The sequence below is a fragment of the Arcicella aquatica genome (genome assembly GCF_034928825.1).
GTDB lineage: Bacteria > Bacteroidota > Bacteroidia > Cytophagales > Spirosomataceae > Arcicella > Arcicella aquatica.
This window is the reverse complement of record NZ_JAYFUL010000008.1, coordinates 110,251-130,843: the sequence shown is the minus strand read 5'-3', so window position 1 is coordinate 130,843 and position 20,593 is coordinate 110,251. Positions and strand designations below refer to the sequence as shown.

Annotated in this window: 15 protein-coding genes; 9 read left to right on the top strand and 6 right to left on the bottom strand. The window is 34.9% G+C overall.

Annotated elements, in window-relative coordinates; genetic code table 11:
• The first annotated feature begins 74 nt into the window (after positions 1-74).
• The 6 genes from VB264_RS07425 to VB264_RS07400 all read left to right on the top strand — a co-directional run bounded on the left by VB264_RS07425 (position 75) and on the right by VB264_RS07400 (position 5,889).
• Positions 75-845 carry a PASTA domain-containing protein gene (locus tag VB264_RS07425; protein WP_323248092.1) on the top strand — a complete coding sequence of 257 codons (771 nt, stop codon included), beginning with the start codon at positions 75-77 and terminating at the stop codon, positions 843-845.
• A 22-nt stretch (positions 846-867) separates the two neighbouring features.
• Positions 868-2,841, top strand: coding sequence for a T9SS type A sorting domain-containing protein (locus VB264_RS07420; RefSeq protein ID WP_323248090.1), 1,974 nt, complete (start codon positions 868-870; stop codon positions 2,839-2,841).
• A gap of 28 nt (positions 2,842-2,869) precedes the next feature.
• Positions 2,870-3,166, top strand: coding sequence for a rhodanese-like domain-containing protein (locus VB264_RS07415; RefSeq protein ID WP_323248088.1), 297 nt, complete (start codon positions 2,870-2,872; stop codon positions 3,164-3,166).
• Positions 3,167-3,231: 65 nt separating this feature from the next.
• Positions 3,232-3,525, top strand: coding sequence for a rhodanese-like domain-containing protein (locus tag VB264_RS07410; RefSeq protein ID WP_323248086.1), 294 nt, complete (start codon positions 3,232-3,234; stop codon positions 3,523-3,525).
• 299 nt (positions 3,526-3,824) lie between these two features.
• Positions 3,825-4,658: a prolipoprotein diacylglyceryl transferase gene (lgt, locus tag VB264_RS07405; protein WP_323248085.1), complete on the top strand. Its 834-nt coding sequence runs from the start codon at positions 3,825-3,827 to the stop codon at positions 4,656-4,658.
• A gap of 250 nt (positions 4,659-4,908) precedes the next feature.
• Complete coding sequence (locus tag VB264_RS07400) at positions 4,909-5,889, top strand: hypothetical protein (RefSeq protein WP_323248083.1); 981 nt, start codon at positions 4,909-4,911, stop codon at positions 5,887-5,889.
• Positions 5,890-6,030: 141 nt separating this feature from the next.
• On the opposite strand, the gene VB264_RS07395 is transcribed toward VB264_RS07400, so the two are convergent.
• The 5 genes from VB264_RS07395 to VB264_RS07375 all read right to left on the bottom strand — a co-directional run bounded on the left by VB264_RS07395 (position 6,031) and on the right by VB264_RS07375 (position 15,210).
• On the bottom strand, positions 6,031-7,233 hold the full coding sequence (locus VB264_RS07395; RefSeq protein WP_323248081.1) for a C40 family peptidase: 1,203 nt from the start codon (positions 7,231-7,233) through the stop codon (positions 6,031-6,033).
• Between the two features lie 119 nt (positions 7,234-7,352).
• Positions 7,353-11,621: a T9SS type A sorting domain-containing protein gene (locus tag VB264_RS07390; RefSeq protein WP_323248079.1), complete on the bottom strand. Its 4,269-nt coding sequence runs from the start codon at positions 11,619-11,621 to the stop codon at positions 7,353-7,355.
• Positions 11,622-11,685: 64 nt separating this feature from the next.
• Positions 11,686-12,954 carry a serine hydrolase gene (locus VB264_RS07385; protein ID WP_323248078.1) on the bottom strand — a complete coding sequence of 423 codons (1,269 nt, stop codon included), beginning with the start codon at positions 12,952-12,954 and terminating at the stop codon, positions 11,686-11,688.
• Positions 12,955-13,004: 50 nt separating this feature from the next.
• Positions 13,005-14,033, bottom strand: a complete 1,029-nt coding sequence (locus VB264_RS07380; protein ID WP_323248076.1) for an aminotransferase class I/II-fold pyridoxal phosphate-dependent enzyme — start codon at positions 14,031-14,033, stop codon at positions 13,005-13,007.
• A 163-nt stretch (positions 14,034-14,196) separates the two neighbouring features.
• A complete protein-coding gene (locus tag VB264_RS07375) occupies positions 14,197-15,210 on the bottom strand; it encodes a dipeptide epimerase (RefSeq protein WP_323248074.1) in 1,014 nt (337 codons plus the stop codon).
• Positions 15,211-15,593: 383 nt separating this feature from the next.
• Between VB264_RS07375 and VB264_RS07370 the strand changes: the two genes are divergently transcribed.
• On the top strand, positions 15,594-16,259 hold the full coding sequence (locus VB264_RS07370) for a peptidoglycan DD-metalloendopeptidase family protein (protein WP_323248073.1): 666 nt from the start codon (positions 15,594-15,596) through the stop codon (positions 16,257-16,259).
• Positions 16,260-16,411: 152 nt separating this feature from the next.
• Positions 16,412-17,197, top strand: a complete 786-nt coding sequence (gene cdaA / locus VB264_RS07365) for a diadenylate cyclase CdaA (protein ID WP_323248071.1) — start codon at positions 16,412-16,414, stop codon at positions 17,195-17,197.
• 415 nt (positions 17,198-17,612) lie between these two features.
• Here the strand turns inward: cdaA and VB264_RS07360 are convergent, their stop codons facing one another.
• Complete coding sequence (locus VB264_RS07360; RefSeq protein WP_323248070.1) at positions 17,613-18,926, bottom strand: cryptochrome/photolyase family protein; 1,314 nt, start codon at positions 18,924-18,926, stop codon at positions 17,613-17,615.
• 505 nt (positions 18,927-19,431) lie between these two features.
• Between VB264_RS07360 and queA the strand changes: the two genes are divergently transcribed.
• Positions 19,432-20,484 carry a tRNA preQ1(34) S-adenosylmethionine ribosyltransferase-isomerase QueA gene (gene queA, locus VB264_RS07355; RefSeq protein WP_323248068.1) on the top strand — a complete coding sequence of 351 codons (1,053 nt, stop codon included), beginning with the start codon at positions 19,432-19,434 and terminating at the stop codon, positions 20,482-20,484.
• Positions 20,485-20,593: the final 109 nt, after the last annotated feature.

Sequence of the window (20,593 nt, the reverse complement as noted above, 5' to 3'; positions counted from 1 at the left end):
GCCCAATAATTGTTTAAACATATTGTAAACTAAATAATGCTAACAGATAGACGTTAATATTTCCCTAAAAAACAATGATGAAAATTTCCACCAATTCAAAAAAAGACGTTTATATCCATGCTGCCATCATAACCTTGTTATTAATGGTTTTATTTTTTGGTTTTTTCTTCGTGTATTTGCCTTGGAGCACCAATCACGGCGATGCTATTACTGTTCCTAATTTAAAAGGGTTGACAATGGAGGAGGCAGAAAACCTTTTGGATGAAAGAAATCTTGATTTTGAAGTAACTGACAGTACTTTTACGGCGGGTGTAAAGCCTCTAACTGTACTTTCGCAATATCCTTTGGAAAACTCAAAAGTAAAACAAGGACGAAAAATTTATTTGACTATCAATACCGAAACAGCACCCATGATTAAGCTGCCCAAGCTTACAGAAATGTCTGTCAGGAGTGCCGAACAACAATTATTGGTATCGGGTTTGTTAAAGCCTGATTTAGAATATCAGAACGATAGTCGCCAAAATGAAGTATTAGAAGTGAAGTTCGGAGGTACGAAAATCGATGCTGGTTCGTTAATTGCAAAAGGCTCAAAAGTTACGTTGGTAGTAGGCAATGGAACTGATTCAGTAGAAATGGATGTGCCATGTGTAGTAGGACAATTGTATGACGAAGCTCAGATTGTTATCAAAGGCTCTGGCTTACAGATTGGTACTGTTATTTATGACCCTACCTCTACAGAACCAGCAGGAACGATTATCAAACAAAATCCTGAATGCGAAAATGGTAACAAAGTGCATTCTGGAGACATGGTAGACCTTTGGGTAGCTGGTAATCCACCGAATTGATATTTTACTTTTAAACGATTTCATGAAAAAAATATCTTCTGATTTACATCAATCAAAAAATATAGTGTTGTGTGGTTTCACGCAACACTTCTTTATTTTTCTACTCTTATTGCTTACTCATCAAATTTCAAATGCTCAGTTTTTTACGGTTCCAGCTAAACAAAACGTAGCAGAAGGTTTCCCTCAAAGTCGGGCTAGAATTACGGCTTTAACACTTCCGTTTTTTGATGATTTTTCGACGGCAAAAAATGGACAAGCTATACCCTCACTTTGGCAAACAGGCGGAGGCGTTTTTGTGAATAATACCTTAGCGGTCAATCAGCCAACGGTAAATGTTGCTACTTTTGATGGACTTCAAGCGAATGGTTTTCCTTATGATTTTACCAATCAACTTACACAGGGAGCTACCGATACGCTTACATCCTTACCCATCAATTTGTCAATCAATACTCCCTCAGATTCCCTGTATTTCAGTTTCTTTTGGCAAGGTAAAGGACTAGGCGAACAACCAGATTTGTCAGATTCTTTAACGTTACAATTCTTAACAAACGGCAACACATGGAATACCGTTTGGGTACAAAAAGGCGTAAACCTCCCTGCTAATTTTAGTCAGGTAATATTACCCATTCGTGCTAGCTTGTATTTTCATGGTAATTTTCAATTTCGCTTTCAAAGTTTTGGTCGAAAATCGGGACAGTTTGATGTGTGGCATTTAGACTATGTATGCTTGGCCAAGAAAAGCGATAACTCTATTAATGGCTATATATTAGGAAATATTCTGAATAATCAGACCAATAAATTTGAAAGGGTTTCTTACCTAAAAGACATTGCCTGTAGTGATAATATCGAGCCAGTTTTGAAACGATATAGAGCCATGCCAATGGTTCAGTTTTTGGCAGGAAATCCATCACCCGCCGCCGAAATTAATGACACTACAGGTGTAAAAGTGAACAATTTGTATAGCAATAACAACGACGTAAATATCTATTACTCAGTAAGAAATCTCAATTTAAGTGCAGGCAGTGATACCTTACAGAAAGACCAACGAGTAGGGCGAGATGCCTTAACTGCGGGAGCTTCAAAAGTATTCAAATTCAAAAATAACTTTGCCAGTAAAGTGTCTGGAGATAAGGCATATTTGAATATGAAATTCTTTTTGGGAACACAAGATGCTAGTAATATCTCTTTTAGAAATAGCATTCTTACCCAAAACGACACAATTTCAACTACTGTAGCACTAGATAATTATTATGCTTATGATGATGGTACAGCCGAAGCAGGAGCGTATTTGAAAAAAGGCTTTGGTAGAGTAGCGATACAGTTTGTAAACAATAAAGCAGATGTCGTGAAGGCTATTCGTATTAATCTTCAACCGTCGCTCACTAGTATTGCGGGGAATGCTATTACATTGCAAGTAATGGGCAATGACAAAGGTAAGCCAGGGCAAATCCTGAGAGGGCTTTATACAAAAGTACAGTACTCAGATATTCAGAATGGATTTATAGAATATGCGATTGACCCTGTGGCGGTTACGGATACTTTTTATGTTGGTTACCTTCAATTAACAGATGATGAACCGATTATTGTAGGCTTAGATAAAAACTCAACACAGTTTACCAACAAACACTTTTTTAGTATCAGTACCTCTTGGTCGAACGTGGCTAATGCCGATACAAGTATTTATAAAGCTATCAGAGGAAGCATGATGATTCGTCCTGTCATGGGAGGGAAGCCTTTGGATGTTGTGTTAGGAAATGAGCAAGAAATTCAAGATAAGAACTTGGTGGTTTCGCCCAACCCTAGTCCTGATGTAATTCATTGGAACGACTCTTCTTTAAAAAATGTTGAAATTTTAGATCTTTTTGGGAGAAGTATTTTACAAGAAAATGTTGATAGTCAATCGATTAATTTACAGCATCTAAATTCTGGAATGTATCTTTTGCGACTTTCAAATGAACGTAATACATTTGTTAGAAAAATATGGATAAGTCATTAAAATTAACAATAAATAAAATCTCACTATAATGGATATTACGGTAGAAGAACTTAAAGAAAAAATTGACAAAGGCGAAACATTCAATTTCCTTGATGTAAGAAATGAATATGAATATGAGGAACAGAATTTAGGTGCTAAATTGATTCCCTTAAACGAATTACCTGACCGTTTGGATGAGATTGAAGCTTGGAAAAACGAAGAAATAATTGTTCATTGTCGTTCAGGTGCTCGTTCTGGTCAAGCAAAAGCGTTTTTAACAGCAAATGGTTATACCAATGTTAGAAATGTATTAGGTGGTATTTTAGCTTGGAATCAGTTAGATTAATCTTTTGTTCCGATTAAAAGCATTTTTCGGGTGGTCTGTCGGAAGGCAGACCACTTTTATTTAACATGAATTCATCCAGTATTTCGGCTACCGAGTTTAAAGAGCGTTTGGCAAATCTTACTATTTTAGACATCCGAACACCCTATGAAATTGAAGATTTTGATGTTGGAGGTTTACAAATTCCTTTAGATGAATTATTGCTTTCTGTAGCGAGCATAGCACATTTAAAAGATAAAGAAATTATAATTGTTTGTTATTCAGGCTTACAAAGTGAAATAGCCAGAAAAATCTTAGCCAAAAAAGGCTTTCAGCACATGAGAAATCTTGAAGGAGGCTTAGAAGCCTATTTAAGTTTATAAAAAAGACTTTAACCAGATTGAAATTTTAATATTAAGCTGGCGTAAGCATTTTCCGAAATTCCGCTGTTTGAGCGGAGCGAGTTTCGGAATTTCTTGATTTTCTTTTGTTACTTTTCTTGTATCAAGACAAGAAAAGTAAGGTCTTGGAATTAGAGAATATTATTTTTGTAATTAAAACTAATTCAATTCCAATCATAATCTGCTTGATTTTCACGGCATTTTAATCAAACAGAAGGGAATCTTTCGATATAAAAGCAGTATTTTTGAAAATAATTTTATTTTAAAATCAACATATTCAAATGTTATTAACATACATTGACTGGCATACTTCACCAGAAATTTTTGAGATTTTCGGCTTTCCAATTCGTTGGTACGGACTAATGTTTGCAATGGCTTTTTTAGCAGGCTACCAAGTATTGAGTTATATCTTTAAAAAAGAAGGTAGACCAGTAGAAGAAGCCGATGAACTATTGCTTTATGCGATGATTGCTACTGTTGTTGGGGCTAGAATGGGGCATTATTTCTTTTATGAATATCCAGTTTTATTAAAAGACCCAGTTCATTTTTTTATTAGTATGATTACGCCACCTTATGCAGGATTGGCCTCGCATGGTGCGGTAATCGGTATGTTGATTGCCTTTTATTTGTACTCAAAAAAGAGAAATATTCCTTATTTATACGTTACAGACAGAGTAGTGCCAACGGCAGCTTTAGGGGGAGCTTTTATTCGCTTTGGTAATTTAATGAATTCGGAAATTGTAGGAAAACAAACGGATGTACCTTGGGCTTTTAATTTTTTTAATGACCCATCTCTTGGTCATGATTATTTCGACGTAGTGCCTCGTCATCCGTCACAATTGTATGAATGTCTATCTTGTTTGGTATTATTTGGAATATTAATGTGGTTTTGGTCAAGGGAAAAAGAGAAAACAACCAATGGTTTTATGACCGCTATTTTCTTGTTGTATGTATTTATTCTTAGATTCTTCTATGAGTTCTTAAAAGAAAATCAAGTAGCTTTTGAAAACCAAATGGAATTTAACATGGGTCAATGGTTAAGCGTTCCTGTAGTGCTTTTTGCGATAGGAATATTGGTTTATGCTTTTAAGAGTAATAAAAAAGGTGCAGCTTAAGGACTTCTTATGTGTCACACATAGCATGACTCTAAAGCCATAGCATAAATATTTTTTGAGCCCTAATCACTAGGGAGGGAATTAATTCCCTCCCTAGTGATTAGGGCTCTGAGCTTTTCCAAAGAGGAATTGTGTAATCTCTTATTTTTTAATTTATTCGCTGTTAAATATAATAACTTATTGTGTTGATTATTAGCGAGTTTGCTTAATTTTTTTCATATTTGTTATAAATAAACATCAAACATTAATTATGAAAAAAGAAGAAGAACAAGCTAAAGAAGAATTAGCAAAAGACAAAGCTGAAATTGTTGAGAAGGTAGAAAGCTTAGCTACAGAAGCTACAGAGACAATTGAAGAAAAAGCAGCCGAAATTCCAGAAAAAGTGGAAGAAATGAAAGCAGAAGTTATTGAAGAAACTACTGAAAAAATTGAAACTGTTAAAGAAGATTTATCTAGTAAAACTGCTGAATTGAAAGCCGAGGCTACAGAAACCCTTGAAGAAGTAAAAGAAACAATTGCTGAGAAAGTTGAGGAAGTGGGAAGCAGTGATTTTGCTGCCAAAGTGGAAGAATTGAAAGAAGAAGCCAAAGATAAAATAGAGGTCGTAAAAGAAGCGGTTGCTGAAAAAATTGAAGAGCTAAAAAATACCGATTTTTCAGCCAAAGCGGAAGAGCTGAAAACAGAAGCCACTGCCAAGTTTGATGAAGTAAAAGCTGAGGCAACTGAGAAATTTGAAGAAGCTAAAACTGCTGCTGCTGAGAAAATAGCTGAACTAAAAGAAGATACTTCAGAAAAACTAGCTTCGGTAAAAGAAACTGTAGCAGAAAAAATAGAAGAGCTAAAAAGCGTTGATGTTGCTGCTAAAGCAAAAGCCTTGAAAGAAGATGCTATTGAAGAGTTAACTGAGTTGAAAAAGGACGTAGCAGAAAGCCTTGAAGAAGCAAAAGTAGTGGCGGCTGAGAAAATAGCGGAATTAAAAGAAGATACTTCAGAAAAACTAGCTTCGGTAAAAGAAACTGTAGCAGAAAAAATAGAAGAGCTAAAAAGCGTAGATGTTGCTGCTAAAGCAAAAGCCTTGAAAGAAGACGCTATTGAGGAGTTAACCGATTTGAAAGAGGACGTAGCAGAAAGCCTTGAAGAAGCAAAAGTAGTGGCTGCTGAAAAAATAGAAGAAGCAAAAGAGGCATCTAAAGGACTATGGGGTAAGATTAAGGGTATTTTTGGCTCGTAATTTTACCCAACTCTTATCACTAGCGATGGACTTAAGTCACTCGCTAGTGATAAGAGCTGAAAGCAAGTATTTGCAAAGATGTAGGTAATTAATAGGTTTTAAATTTCTCCCCAAAATTAAAAATACATTCTGCTTTGTTTATTAATACACCTTATCGCTCTTTAAAGGACTGACACCAACCATCCCCGTTTTTAAAATTCGTTTAGCGCGGAGGTATCTTTTAAAGTTATAAGCATCAAAATTTGGTGCAGTAGCATTCATACTGCTGATAGTTACTTTACCAGAAGCATGAATAAATTCACCATTTCCTAGCCACATGGCTACGTGTACTACTCTTTCAGAACCGTCGTCACGCTTTTCGCCAAAGAATAATAAATCTCCCGTTTTCAAGTCTACCCAATTCCCTGATTTATCTACTGTTTCGCCAACCATTACTTGTTGCGAAGCATCACGAGGGAGCATAATGCCATTCAAAAAATAAACTGTTTTAGTAAAACCACTACAGTCAACACCTTTGAATGAAGTACCACCCCATAAATACGGTACACCCATTAATCGTTTGGATGTTTTATCAAGACTCTCTTCCGTAGCATTAAGTCCCGAAAGCCATTTATTATAAATACTTGCTTCGTTTTTAGCCACAAACCCTTTTCTATTATCCGCAAAGATTACTTGATAGAAACCATCTTTTTCAGCCTGTATTTCCAAGATACAGCCAGCCACTAAATCAGAAACAGTCTCTGAATTGGCATTGGGTTCAGAATAGGCAACACCATACGAACGAGTGTATATAATTTTATTACTTGTCTCCCAACGTGTTAATTGTGCTTTATTGATGGCAGTAATGGCTCCTCTATCTACCCAAGCAATGTATTTGTCAGGCGTTTGAATAAGTAGCCAACCGTTGTCTTCTCTTTCTAAAATTTTCACAGGTGTTCCCATCAAAGCTTGTGATGCCAACTCGCCACTATGGCGAGGCGAATAGCGAATATTACAAACAGAAACTTCTACCAAGCCATAAATTTTGTCCTCTAATTCGGCTTCGGGCAAGGTTTTTATTTCATCTACTATAGTATTATGAGCTTTCAGCTGATTAACCAAAGCATTTTTGGCTTCAATCAGGTTGGTTTTACCTGTTACAATTAATTGATTGTCTTTTCGGTATGCATCAATTTGAAAAATAGCTGTTCGTTTGTCAGGTGCAAACCGCTGAGTAAAACTATCGATGATTTGCGTGATAGAAGAATCAGCAATATGTTTTATAAAAGGTTTTTTATAGGATTTTGTCGGTTTGGCAATAGTTGCAAAACTGATGAGTAAGGATAAAAGGAAGTATTTTTTCATGGCGTTGATGATTAAAGCAGTATTATTGAATGAAATGCATAAGTATTTCTAATTAAGAAAGCCCTAAAAAAGAACTCCTTCCAAATTTAACACTTGAAAGGAGTTTAGTACTAATAAAATTAAAGTTTTTGGATTTTATAAACTACCCGTTTATTATCTCTGTTGAACTGTAAAAAATACAAGCCACTGCTAAAACCACTGATATCCAAAACAGTTTCAGATTTAACCAACTCTTGTTCTAAAATGTCTTTTCCCACGGCGTCAACAATCTTCAACTTTGTGTTTTTAAAATAGTCACTTCTAATTTTAACGAAGTCGGATGTCGGATTAGGAAACACTGTTATATTCAAATCTCTAGGGTCTTCATTAGCGGTGACAAGCTCAATCTTAGCAATTCCTGTTCCTATGACTTTGCCTAAGCAATAACCATCACTTACGGCAAATATTTTATAGGAGGTAGGCATCGTTGGAGTAATTGTTCTTATATAAGGAGATGAATAAATCGCCTGTGAATAAGCTGTTAATAATTCGTCAGAACCAAATTTTACATACCAAGGAGGGGTTCCTGTTAAATTAATTTTCATATTTAGAGGTTTACCTTCTCTAAAAAGGTAGGTTGTTGAATCCAACTCAGCCGTCGAAAGAGTATTTACTGTCAATGGGTAAATATTAGATGCACTACTGACATTAACATCTGAAGCTATTACTCGTACTCTATAATTATCACCAATTGGTAAATCTTCAGGAACTTTAAATTTCAGAGGAGAGCTATTCCCTTCAGAAACTACATTTTTATAGTTATCACCATTTTTGTCAGAAATTTGAACTGAGAATTTATTATTAGTCGAAAAGCTTCCTTGATAAGTAAACGACAATTCTTGTGTAGAGCCTAAGCATAAATAACGTGTATTATTTTGAAGGCTTGTATTAATGGTTTTATCAGAAGCTGGATTCACTATTACTGTTGCACTTCCTGATATTTTACCAATACCACATATATTTGATGCCGACTTTAATGTATAAGTAGTTGTTTGGTTGGGATTTACGAAGATAGACGACTTTTGGTCTCCATTATTAATGGTTCTTTCTATATTATCTGAAAGCGTAAATTTTAAGTTTGAGTTAGAACTGGCCATACCTACATTATTAATAAGACTTATATATGCTATTTGACCTTGATTGATAATAGTATTTCCCGAAATGGTAACGTCAGGCAGATTCAATACACCTAGATAAGAAACCAACTCTTTTGATATAATAGGGTTAGTAGAACTAACTTCTATTTTATAAGTTGAAGAGGATAAGGTTTTGGGCATTTTTATCTTCAATGTTCCTTGTAGCTTACTAACTTGACCAATTTCAGTTTTGTTGTTCTTATCATCTACCAAGGAAAATTTAAAAATATTATCATCAGCAAATTCACCTAAAGTAGAACAATTGAGGAGAATATCTTTTTCTGGACATATAGTATAAGCATCTAAACTATTTAGTTTCACAGAAGGTCTAACCGTTATTTTTACACTTCCAGAAACCTTTCCATAACCACAAATGAAATTAGTTGCCGACTTTAGAGTATAAGTAGTTGTTTTTGTTGGGTAGACTTTTTGATTTTTAATATTTTTATCAAAATCTTGATAAAAAGTATCAATATAGGTTTGATTATAATTATCAGTAGTAATAATGCTTCCAGCAATACCCTTTTTTAATTTATAAATTAAATCTATAGCACTTTCTCCATCACTTGTAGCGATGTTTGAACCGTCATTAGTAGATAACTCAATAACAGGAGGGGGGTATAAATTAAAAAATTGCCAAACGGAATAGTATTTAGGAGTAGTATTACTTACTAACCTCAGAAAATAAGAACCATCTTCTAAGATATAAGGAAGTTTAAATTGTATTGGGTTATCAGAAGTATTAACGACGATGTCTCTAAAAATAGAATCTTTTGATGAAGCTATTTGCAGTGTAAACGTTGTGCCAGTTTTCATATTTCCTTCAATATAGTATGGATAAGAAATAAGTTTGTCGGTACATCCGAATATTGTGATATTCTCAGTGGGTTTAGTGATGAAAGGAAAAACATTGATAGTCAGATTGTTCTTCGTATCAGTATTTATGCCACATTCATTTTTGATAGAAACTAAGGAGAACGTTGTACTTTCCGAAAAAGATTTACGAAATCCACTAGTTCCTGTGTAGACAGAACCATCAGAAAACGTTAAAATATTAGTACTACTTAAACCTTCATATTTGTTTACATCGAAAAATATTTCCTTATTACTTATTATACCATTACTAATATTAGCTGATGTAGTTATTGTAGCTGAAGGCATTTTATTAATATAAATTCTAGATTGTTCGCTACTTAACGAAGGGTTTGTTGCAACTACTCTTATGTAGTAAGAGGTAAAAATATCAATCAATATATTTTCTGGAATTTTAATTTCAATAGGAGATGATTTTGCCGTTCCTACAAATATACTCTTTCCATCATTAGAACGCAGTTCTACTTTGAAATCGTTATCAGCATTGAAAACACCAGTTAAATTGAAATAAACTTTAGCACTTGTCCCTACACAAATTCTTTCTGGAGCTCTCTTTAATAAAATTGCATTTGTAGGCGGAGCTATTACTTTAATAGTAATCAGCTTGTTATCTGTAGAAATAGTCTTTCCACATAAATTGTTGTAAGATGCTATTTTGAAAGTAGTAGTTTCTAATACTTTTACAGGGAAAGAAAATTTACTTCCGTATATACTATTAGGATAAAAAGTTTGTGAAGTAGAATCATCCAAAATAACTGTTGTTTTTCCCACTCCTCTAATAAATATTGGTAAGTTAGCTTCGCCACTACTTGGAATAGTAATAGTTTCGTTTTCATTATAAAATGTTACTTGAGGAATACTACTTATAGAAATAAGAAAAGGGCTATATGCTATTTTTTCATTTTTATAAATAATTCCTAAATAAAAGTTACTATATGAAGTCTTAGTGAAAAAATCATTAGGAATAGTAACTTTCATTTTCCCATCTTTAAATGTAGCAGGAATAGCAATTTTAGCATACAATTGATTCTGTCCATCCGATAAAAAAGCGGAAAGCCCTTGGTCACTACCCCAGTCTCCAAAGGTTGAATAAGTGGCTTCAAACGATTCTCCAGAACACAGGCTAGGGCTTTCTTTAAGATTGTTAATCTTAAGGCCTTGACTATTTAGAACCGTGATAGTAAATGTTTTTGGAATAATCGTAGCTACACCACAGCCACTTACAGCAGATACTATTTTGATATCTGTAGTTTTTTGAAGTTTAAAGTCAGGAGTATAAATGGGATAGTCATAAGCATATGTGTTTAAATCTTGGAAAAACGTCCCATTACTTAATGTAATATTCCATGGGCCAAATCCTTTTAATGCAATGCTTAATCTAGTATCTTCATCAAAGTTGACTGGAGAATAATAGGATGTTAATTCTGCAGAAGGAGTTGGGGCAATGAAAATTGTTGAAAATGTTGATGGGGAAGTGGCTTTTGGACTACTACTTGAAATCCTCAGTTCATAATTCATGCCAGTGGTAATATAGTCAGGAATAGTGGTTTCTAAAAATCCACCTTTATCTGTTGCATCAATCTCATATTCTTTTTTTTCTGATGAAACCTGTTTTAAAATAACTTTAAATTTATTGTCTTGATTGAAACTGTTATTTGTTGAATATGGTAATTTTAATATTCCACCCGTACATGTTTTTTTATCAACATTAGATAAAAGTAACAAACCAATTTCATTTACTGTTACTTTGGTACTACCACTTGCAGTACCTCTTCCACAAACATTTTCAGCATAGGCTATCTTGTATTCTTTGGAGGTAGTTGGATATATAGGAAACCCTTTCCCCGATTCAAAAAAACTTATATTAATACTTGAACTATCATCTAATACTACTTTAATTGGTAGTGTTCCAACACCGTTTATTAATAAATCTGCCTGACTATTGGGGTTAATAACAGGATCGATAATACCAGCTAAATTAACAATAGGAGTTGTTGATATTCTGTTAATTGCATATTCATTACTAATTATTTGTGGCTTAGATGAAATAATTCTAATGTAATAATTGCTGTATTCATTAACTGGAAATGAGGATTGAATTGTAAATTTTAAAGGACTACTATTACCTGTAGTAACAAGGTCGGTCCAAGTATTTGAATAGTATTCTTTAATTTGAACCTTAAATGTATTATCTGCCTGAAAACTACTAATGGAAGTAAAGGGTAGTTCGAGGGTTGCACCTCTACAAACATAATTAAAAGTAGGCATTAAAGTTATTTGGGCTCGAACAAGGGTAATAAATGATAGTAGAATAACTGTGGTAAGTATAAGTTTTTTCATAAAAAGTTTTGAGAAAATGTGAACGTGTATTGATAATAATTAGTGTAGGGCAAAGGTAGTATTTTTACTTATCATAACTCATCTTAAACTTACTTAAGTCAGGCTTAAATTTACGGGGACGGCTTAGTTCATAGTTGTAAATCAATTGTCCTAAATTTTTCATAAATGGGAATCCTATGGTTTCATAATCGTAGTGGTCATCGTTGAAAACCTCGTCTTTATTACAAAGCAATACTGTGGTCAACATAAATTCTACACCTGTTGAAAAATCTACAATGTAGGCATTGTCCAACAAAAAGCCATAAGCATCGCCTACTTTGTTGAAGATTCTAATGTTAGGATTCACCACAGCATCTTTGTTACCTCCATACATTAAAAATTTACAATAGGCTGGGTAAAAATCAGGAGCTTCGTATTTCGGATAAGTACTTTCATTAGGCATTTGCGACATATATTGATATAGGAATTGATAGTCAGCATCTGTCAATTGAAAACGTTGTTTGGCAGAAACTGCCTCAGGAAAAAGTACAGATTTTAGAATAGATTGTTGTGCTAATAATGGAAAGAAATTCCTGTCCGTAAAGGCGAAAGGTTCTTTAACCAACGAATCACCCCGCATATATCCTTTGCCTATCGTGATTGGCGTAGGCGAAGAATAGCTTTTTTCAGAAACGACCATTGGTTGTTCATACAGCACTTTACCGTCCTCCATAAATTTGATAGGATTCGTTCTACGATTTTGCTCAAGATTCATTCCTACCTGTAATCGATGATAAATACGGGTATCCTGATAACCTTTTTGACGAAGCGTTTCATTAAAAGCTTCTTGCCCCATGAATTCATATAGACGGTTGAAAGCATCATTGTCGGAAACCATCAATATCTTTTTAATATAATGTGCTACCGAGGGCAAACCATTTTCAGCAGTAGAATCTTTTGTAACAGGAGTGTGTCGTTCGTATTCAGCCCCTGTAAACATGGGTGTTTCTTTAGAGAGTCTTTTGATATTTAGTTGATTGATTTTCTCTAAAGCCATCACACTGGCAGGAAACTTTACGGTACTGGCTGGATAAAAGTATTCCGTGTTATTGATTCTGAAACCATAACTAGTGAAAGTCGGACGATTCTTTTTATCTCTATCAATCTGTGTATAAAGAATCTGAACGCGGTATTTATCCGCATTGTCAACAATCTCCTTAAATTGCTCGGGCTTGGTGGCTAATAATTTCGGAAGTAATTCAGTGTTGAGTTGCTGTGCTTGAATAGAAGATGAAATCACAAGTAAGAGAATAGTTAAAAGCTGTACGCTTAAAGATTTGTATCGTTTTTTCATTAGCTTATTAATTTAGTGAGTTGCCATTAATGTGATATGAGAATCAATAATTATTTCCAACTATTCAAGACCCTAGCCAATAATTCCAAATTCTCTTTGGTATGCAAGGCGCTTATTACTAATCTGGTAACGGGTAAATCATTAGCTGTTGGATATGGAAAACAAGCCGTCATAATACCATGTTGTTTGAGGTATTCATGCAACCCTGCCTGATGCGTGCAATAAGCTGGATAATTTTTGATAGAATCTATCCCAAGGTCTGGCTTAATTAAATGATTGAAGTATTCAATGTTTTCTAATAGCTTTTTACGTTGTTCATCAAAAATATCGATAGAGGTAACAAAGGCTTCTAACAGAGCGGGCATCATGGGCGACGCTCCAGAAAACATTGGGAAATACCTAATTTGTTCTATAAAATCATTATCAGAAAAAATCACTCCTCCCGTCATGCCCATCGCCTTGTTAAGCGAGGAGGTAATCACTAAACGAACATTGTCTGAATGAATCTCAGGTAAATCTATCCCAAAACTATGTGAAGCATCTATCACAACAGTAATGTTTTTATCAATCGGAAGCGATTTAATCCATCCAAAATCAAAATATTCAACATAAGGCGAACCTACAGAATCACTACAAATAACGATGTTTTCACCTTCTGAATCTTTTATGGTATCTGCAATAGTCTTAGCCCAAACTTGATAAGTATCCGTTGAAGATTGTGTAAAATCATTCCACAAGGCTGGATGAGTCTTGGGAGCAAAAAAGAAAGTATTGCCTTTACTTTTTAAGAAATTAACGACTAATTGCCCTGCCCACATGCCCGACGAAACGGTTAGTGCTGAAGGCATTTTTGCAAAATCTGCCAATACTTTTTCTGCCTTGTCATAAATACTTAATTGAACAGTATTATTCCTAGAACTACCCCAAGATGTACCATATTGGTCAACTGCTTTAATAAAATTCTCTTTAAAAACAGGATGGTGGGTAATACCCAAATACGAAGTGCCGCTAAACCAAAGGTAGCGTTGCTCGTCACTTATTAAAGTATTACTGGGAATTTTATTAGTAAGGTATTTCATGTTTCTGAGGCTGTAAGCATTAGGCTGTAAGCTATAAGCTTTTTTGCCTAATGCCTCAGGTTGTTAATTTTATCATACTTGTTCTCATTAGAGTAAACGTATTTTAATGAGGTACAAAACATCGCTTATAGCCTATCGCTTACAGCCTATAGCAACTTCCAGCCTAAACCAAATTCGCTCCAGTTCCGTTTTCTTGTGCGTAAATTACTTTTCCGTAGTCGATAGTGACACCTGTTGAGATTTGGTCATCTACCAACAAAATGCCGTCCATATCTACATAATCTAATAAAGGCAATAATTGGGCAATAGCCGAACAGCCTACATTTGATTCGGTCATACAACCGACCATTACTTTCAAGCCTAGCTGATGTGCCTGTGCAATCATTCTACGGGCAGGCGTCAAGCCTCCGCACTTCATCAATTTCACATTTACACCATGAAAGAACCCAAAGCAACGGGCAACGTCTTCTTCCACAATACAACTTTCGTCGGCAATGATGGGCAAAGCAGATTCAGCAAATACCTTCTTCATGCCTTCCCAGTTGTCGGCTTTCATGGGCTGTTCTATAAATTCTACGCCTAAATCTTTGAGGGCAAACGAGTTTTTAATGGTTTCTTCAACTGTCCACGCCGTGTTGGCATCTACCCTAAAAACAGCATCAGTATGTTTTCTTAGTTCTTGAATAATTTTGATGTCCTCTTTAGTTCCTAATTTTATTTTATACAACGGAAAAGGTACTTCTTGCATTTTGTCTACCATTTTCTCAATGGTATCAATTCCGATGGTATAATCTGTAATAGGATTTTTAGCCGTATCCAATCCCCACAGTTTATACAAAGGTTGCCCTTTTTTCTTGGCCCAAAGGTCGTTAGCAGCAATATCTAAGGCACATAATGCAAAAGGGTGTTCATCTTTTAGATGAGGATATAAATCATTCCAAAATTGCTCGGGACTTTGTAAATCGTAGTTTTCAATGATTGAACGAACGCCTTCTAATTGTGCCGACATTTTAGCCATCGTAACACCATAATAAGGCGTTTCGGTAGCCTCGCCAAAACCACTGAATTCGCCATCGCGAAGTTCTACGATGAGCGTTGGTTGTACATCCCGAGATTCGTGGGTGATGGTAAAAGTATGGCGGAGTTTTAGATTAAACGAGTGAAGGATTAGTTGCATTGATGATACATTGGTTTTTTGAAATATCAAGTTAGTAAAAAAGTGGCAGATTTTATAGTGATATTTTGAATAGCAAAGAAGAATGGTTCCTTCACAAAATACCTCAATGTATCAATTTGTCTTTTTTGATAAAAATGCCATTTTTATCAAAAAACTGTAAAAAAAATAAACTTTTTGAGCAATTTAATAATAAAATGACCTGTTTTTTGCTTAAAAAAGTGTAAATTTGAAGGAATTAGAAATTTGATATTTTTATAAATTTTTATTCACGACACACTTTTACAAGAAATTTAGGTTGAAAATACCGATAATTTTTGTGGAAGTGTTTTTATTTTATCTTGAAGTGAATCTCTAAACTCAGTACACAAATTATCTCTATTCTTATGTTAGCAACCATAAAAAAATATACATTTCATCCAGTAGTACCTTTTGATTTTCAGAGGGATACCATATATGAAATTGATTTAACAAAAAATAATGCTGATTTAGAGGAATTAAATTTGTCTGATACGGCTTTATTTAGTGAGTACGTTACCGAAAAAATTAAGGAAACAAAGGCTGTATGTGCCGTTGGTGGTTACCTCGAAAATCGTTATATTTATCGTAGAAGCGAACATTTTCAGCAAAGTGGTGAAGGACGCTCTATTCATTTGGGTATTGACATTTGGGCTCCAGCAGGAACACCAGTATTTGCTCCACTAATCGGTAAAGTACATAGCTTTCAAAACAATAAAGGTTTTGGAGATTACGGTCCGACCATCATTCTTGAACATCAATTAGAAGGGAAAACTTTTTATACTTTGTACGGACATTTGAATGAAGAATGTCTTGAAGGCCTCTATGAAGGGAAAAATATTGAAGCAGGTGTACAAATAGCCCTCTTTGGAGATTTTCCTATTAATGGTGATTGGCCCCCTCATTTACATTTTCAAGTAATGACGGATATGCTGGGCTGTAAGGGCGATTTTCCGGGTGTTTGCGAGCCATCCAAAAAGGCTGAATATGCCGAAATTTGTATCGATGGTGCTCACATGTTGGGTATGAAATGATAATTATTTTTTCGATAAAGATAAAGTGGCATATTTATCTGTTTGATTATCAGTAATATAATGTTATATTATGCTAGTTTTAGTTTATTAAATATCGTCAGCACCATATAGCATGACATTTACAACCTCTTTTTAAAACAAAAAATTATCTTATGCGCATAGGCTTTTTAACGATTGATTGGATTGATTTTTTAGATATTTTATTGGTAGCATACATGCTGTATCAGATTTATAAACTGATTCAGGGAAGTATTGCTAACAAAATTTTCTTTGGTTATATTCTTATTTATGGTGTTTACTTGGTGTCTAAAGCACTAGGAATGGAATTCCTGTCTTCTATCTTAGGACAGTTCATGAATATGGGTGTGTTGGCACTATTGATTATTTTCCAACAAGAAATCCGACGCTTTTTGATGATGCTTGGTCGTTCTACTTCTTTCCGTGAAAATCCTTTGCTAAAAAGATTTTACACACCGAAAGTATCCAAAGAGAATTTCTCTACTTTACAGTCGATACTCGATGCGGTAAAAGTTATGGCAACGAATTATACAGGAGCTTTGATTGTGATTGAAAAAGAAGACGATTTGAAAAAGTTTATCGAGTCGGGCGATGTATTGGATGCGGAAGTATCAAAAAGATTATTATTGACTATTTTCCATAAAAACAGTCCTTTGCATGATGGTGCCGTTATCATCAAAGGGGGCAGACTCGCTGCGGCTCGTTGTATGCTGCCCGTTTCTGAAAGTGGTACAATTTCTCCAGCCTTAGGTTTCAGACACCGTGCTGCCTTTGGAATGAGTGAACAGACTGACGCCGCCATCATTGTAGTATCAGAAGAAAAAGCAGAAGTATCATTCGTGAATCACGGTGGTATCTTTAGAAATATGTCTATTCAGGATTTAGAAATAAAATTGAAGGATTATATTTTGAAGGAGTAGATTATAAGACGCTAGAAGCAAGACACAAGATATAAGGCATAAGAATTTTAAGTGTTTGCATGGCTGTTAAATTTTATTCTTATCCCTAGCAAGGGACTTAAGTCCCTCGCTAGGGATATTTATTTTCTATAATCTTTTCTATAATCCCGAAGGGATGAAAGGATTATAGAAAATGAAATGAAAAATGTCTAGATTCTAACCCCGAAGGGGTGACATAAATTTTTAATCTTATACATTTTCACCCGATTGTATCACCCTTTCAGGGTTCTGATTATACCAATTAATTATTTGCTATAATCCTTTCATCCCTTCGGGATTATAGTCTACAAGATAAAAGACACTAGAAGTAAGACAAAAGATTTAGTTTTAATACCTTTCTTTAAGTCTTGTGTCTTTAGTCTTTAGTCTTGTGTCTTTAGTCTATAAAACCCTTCAAAGCCATTTGATAGACAGGCAACACCCGTTTACGTGCAAAGTCATGATTGACGATAGGTGCTGGATAATCGAAAGTATTTAATTCTGGCACCCATTTTTTAATATATTCCAGTTGCTTATCAAACTTTTGTGTTTGTAACGACGGATTGAAAACCCTAAAGTAGGGTGCCGCATCGCAACCGCTCCCTGATGCCCATTGCCAACCGCCATTGTTGGCTGCAAAATCAAAATCTAATAATTTTTTAGCAAAATAAGCCTCGCCCCAACGCCAGTCGATTAGTAAATGTTTGGTCAGAAAAGAAGCTACAATCATCCTAACACGGTTGTGCATGAAGCCTGTGGCATTTAATTCACGCATACCAGCATCTACGATAGGATAGCCCGTTTTGCCTTCACACCAAAGCTCAAATTCCTTTTTATTATTTCGCCAGATAATTTTGTCATACTCTTTCCTGAAAGCTTGTCCTTGCGAAATATGAGGGAAGTGATAAAGAATATTGAAATAAAAATCTCGCCAGATTAATTCATTCAGCCATGTTTCTGATAACGATTGAGCTTTGCGTGCTAATTCACGGATGCTAACTGTACCAAACCGTAGATGAACAGATAACTTAGAAGTGCCTTCGATTGCGGGGAAATCTCGGTTCTCGGCATAGCTACGAATAATACCATCTCGCACTTGTTTACTAGGAAATTTTGCCTTGGCTGCTTGAAATCCCATCATGGCTAAGGTTGGTATTTCAAAAGGCTTTGTTTGAAGAAAATTATCAAAGTACTTCTCGGTAGGATATGACTTCAAATAAAACGTGTTTACCTTCTCTTTCCATTTACGACTATAGGGTGTAAAAACGGTATAAGGCGTTCCTGCACCCGAAAGGATTTCATTTTTCTCAAAAACGACTTGGTCTTTATAAGTACTAAAGCCAACGCCTTCGCTTGTTACAAATTCACGGACGCTCTCATCTCTTTCATGGGCATACAGTTCATAGTCATGATTGATATAAATCGTATCTACGTCATATTCATCAAGCAACACGGGAAAAACTTCTTCAGGCGTACCATATTTTACTAAAATAGTACTGCCCTTAGCCGTTAAAAATGCTTGGATTTCGGTTATCGCTTCGTGAATAAATGCTACTCTGCGGTCATGTTTATCGTCGAGTTTATCCAGAATATTTTTGTCAAAAATAAAGATTGGTAATACTGGCACACCTTTTTTAAGTGCATGGTATAACCCTGCATTATCGTGTAAGCGGAGGTCGCGACGAAACCAAAAAATCGAAATTTTAGACATTTTAATAAAGAATAAGGAAAATAAAAATTGGTTACTCTGAACTAACTATTTCAATCTGAATTTGTTCGATAGATTTATTGTATTCAAAACATAAATCAGTGTAAACTTCTACAGAAAAGCTAGAATATGGATTGAAAACCAAGTGGTTTTGTGATAATTCAGAAAAATATATTACTTATTGAAAAAAATATTGTCAAATATTATAGGCCAAAAAGAGCTATTAAAGAAGCATATACAGGTTTATTTGAAAAAATAACTAAAAGAATCAACTAAAAGTGTAATTTATTATCATATTGTATTGACAAGCCCTATCTGGAAATTGTATATTTGCAAGAATCGTATTGAAGTCATTTATCTATAGGGTGGGAGACTTTAGTATAAAACCAAGATTTTTGTTTTGATTTTATACGATAAAAGCCCTAGTAGCAATCATGTTATCAAACAAAACCGAAGATTAAAACCGTAAGAAATGACTCCAGGCGAAAAAACCGCAAACATTATTAGAATGAAATTATCTGAGTTCAGATTCGACCTCCCTAATAACCTCATTGCCTTGTACCCACCAGAGAACAGAGGTGAATCACGATTAATGGTGGTAAATAGAAAAACAAAAACTATTGAGCATCGTATGTTCACCGACATTTTGGATTATTTTGATGACGGTGATGTAATGGTTACAAACGACACTAAAGTTTTCCCTGCTCGTTTGTTCGGTCAGAAAGAAAAAACAGGTGCAAAAATTGAAGTATTTTTACTTCGTGAATTAAATAGAGAACACCGTCTTTGGGATGTATTAGTTGACCCTGCTCGTAAAATCAGAGTAGGTAATAAATTATATTTTGGTGATAGTGATTTAGTGGCAGAAGTAATTGATAATACTACTTCGCGTGGACGTACTATTCGTTTCTTGTACGATGGTGACCACAAAGCTTTGATGAAAGCGATTCACCAATTAGGCGAAACGCCACTACCAGATGAAATCCGTTTTAAACGTAAAGTAGAAGCGGCTGACGAAGAGCGTTACCAAACAATTTATGCTGAACACGTGGGTGCTGTAGCGGCTCCAACAGCAGGTTTGCACTTCAACAAAATCATCATGAAACGCTTAGAGTTGAAAGGTATCAACTTTACGCCACTTACCCTGCATGTTGGTTTAGGAACTTTCCGTCAAGTAGATGTTGAAGACTTAACAAAGCACAAAACTGATTCTGAAAATTTTAACATCACAGGAAAAACTTGTGAGGTTGTGAATGAAGGAATTGATAACAAAAAGAAAATCTGTGCAATTGGAACAACTGTTTTGAAGGCGTTAGAATCGTCTGTATCTGCGGATGGGCACTTGAAACCTATCGAAGGCTGGACAGATAAATTTATTTTCCCTCCTTACGATTTCAGAATCCCGAATGCATTATTAACTAATATGCACTTGCCAGAATCAATTTTATTGATGATGACTTCTGCTTTTGGTGGGTATGATTTGATTAAGGAAGCTTATCAAATTGCTATCAAAGAGAAATATAAATTCTTTAGTTATGGCGATGCCATGTTGATTATCTAAGATGTACTATATATAATCAGCACTTTTCAGGCGAAAGACATTAGGCAATATTCATAGCTTAGGTCTTTCGCCTGATTGTTTTATGGGTTTGTATCAATTTCATTTTTCG

Coding starts and splice junctions, on each gene's coding strand:
- VB264_RS07390 (WP_323248079.1), bottom strand. CDS start 11,621: ATGAAAAAACTTATACTTACCACAGTTATTCTACTATCATTTATTACC.
- VB264_RS07370 (WP_323248073.1), top strand. CDS start 15,594: ATGTTAGCAACCATAAAAAAATATACATTTCATCCAGTAGTACCTTTT.
- VB264_RS07385 (WP_323248078.1), bottom strand. CDS start 12,954: ATGAAAAAACGATACAAATCTTTAAGCGTACAGCTTTTAACTATTCTC.
- VB264_RS07380 (WP_323248076.1), bottom strand. CDS start 14,033: ATGAAATACCTTACTAATAAAATTCCCAGTAATACTTTAATAAGTGAC.
- VB264_RS07410 (WP_323248086.1), top strand. CDS start 3,232: ATGAATTCATCCAGTATTTCGGCTACCGAGTTTAAAGAGCGTTTGGCA.
- VB264_RS07425 (WP_323248092.1), top strand. CDS start 75: ATGATGAAAATTTCCACCAATTCAAAAAAAGACGTTTATATCCATGCT.
- queA (WP_323248068.1), top strand. CDS start 19,432: ATGAAATTATCTGAGTTCAGATTCGACCTCCCTAATAACCTCATTGCC.
- VB264_RS07415 (WP_323248088.1), top strand. CDS start 2,870: ATGGATATTACGGTAGAAGAACTTAAAGAAAAAATTGACAAAGGCGAA.
- VB264_RS07400 (WP_323248083.1), top strand. CDS start 4,909: ATGAAAAAAGAAGAAGAACAAGCTAAAGAAGAATTAGCAAAAGACAAA.
- cdaA (WP_323248071.1), top strand. CDS start 16,412: ATGCGCATAGGCTTTTTAACGATTGATTGGATTGATTTTTTAGATATT.
- lgt (WP_323248085.1), top strand. CDS start 3,825: ATGTTATTAACATACATTGACTGGCATACTTCACCAGAAATTTTTGAG.
- VB264_RS07420 (WP_323248090.1), top strand. CDS start 868: ATGAAAAAAATATCTTCTGATTTACATCAATCAAAAAATATAGTGTTG.
- VB264_RS07375 (WP_323248074.1), bottom strand. CDS start 15,210: ATGCAACTAATCCTTCACTCGTTTAATCTAAAACTCCGCCATACTTTT.
- VB264_RS07395 (WP_323248081.1), bottom strand. CDS start 7,233: ATGAAAAAATACTTCCTTTTATCCTTACTCATCAGTTTTGCAACTATT.
- VB264_RS07360 (WP_323248070.1), bottom strand. CDS start 18,926: ATGTCTAAAATTTCGATTTTTTGGTTTCGTCGCGACCTCCGCTTACAC.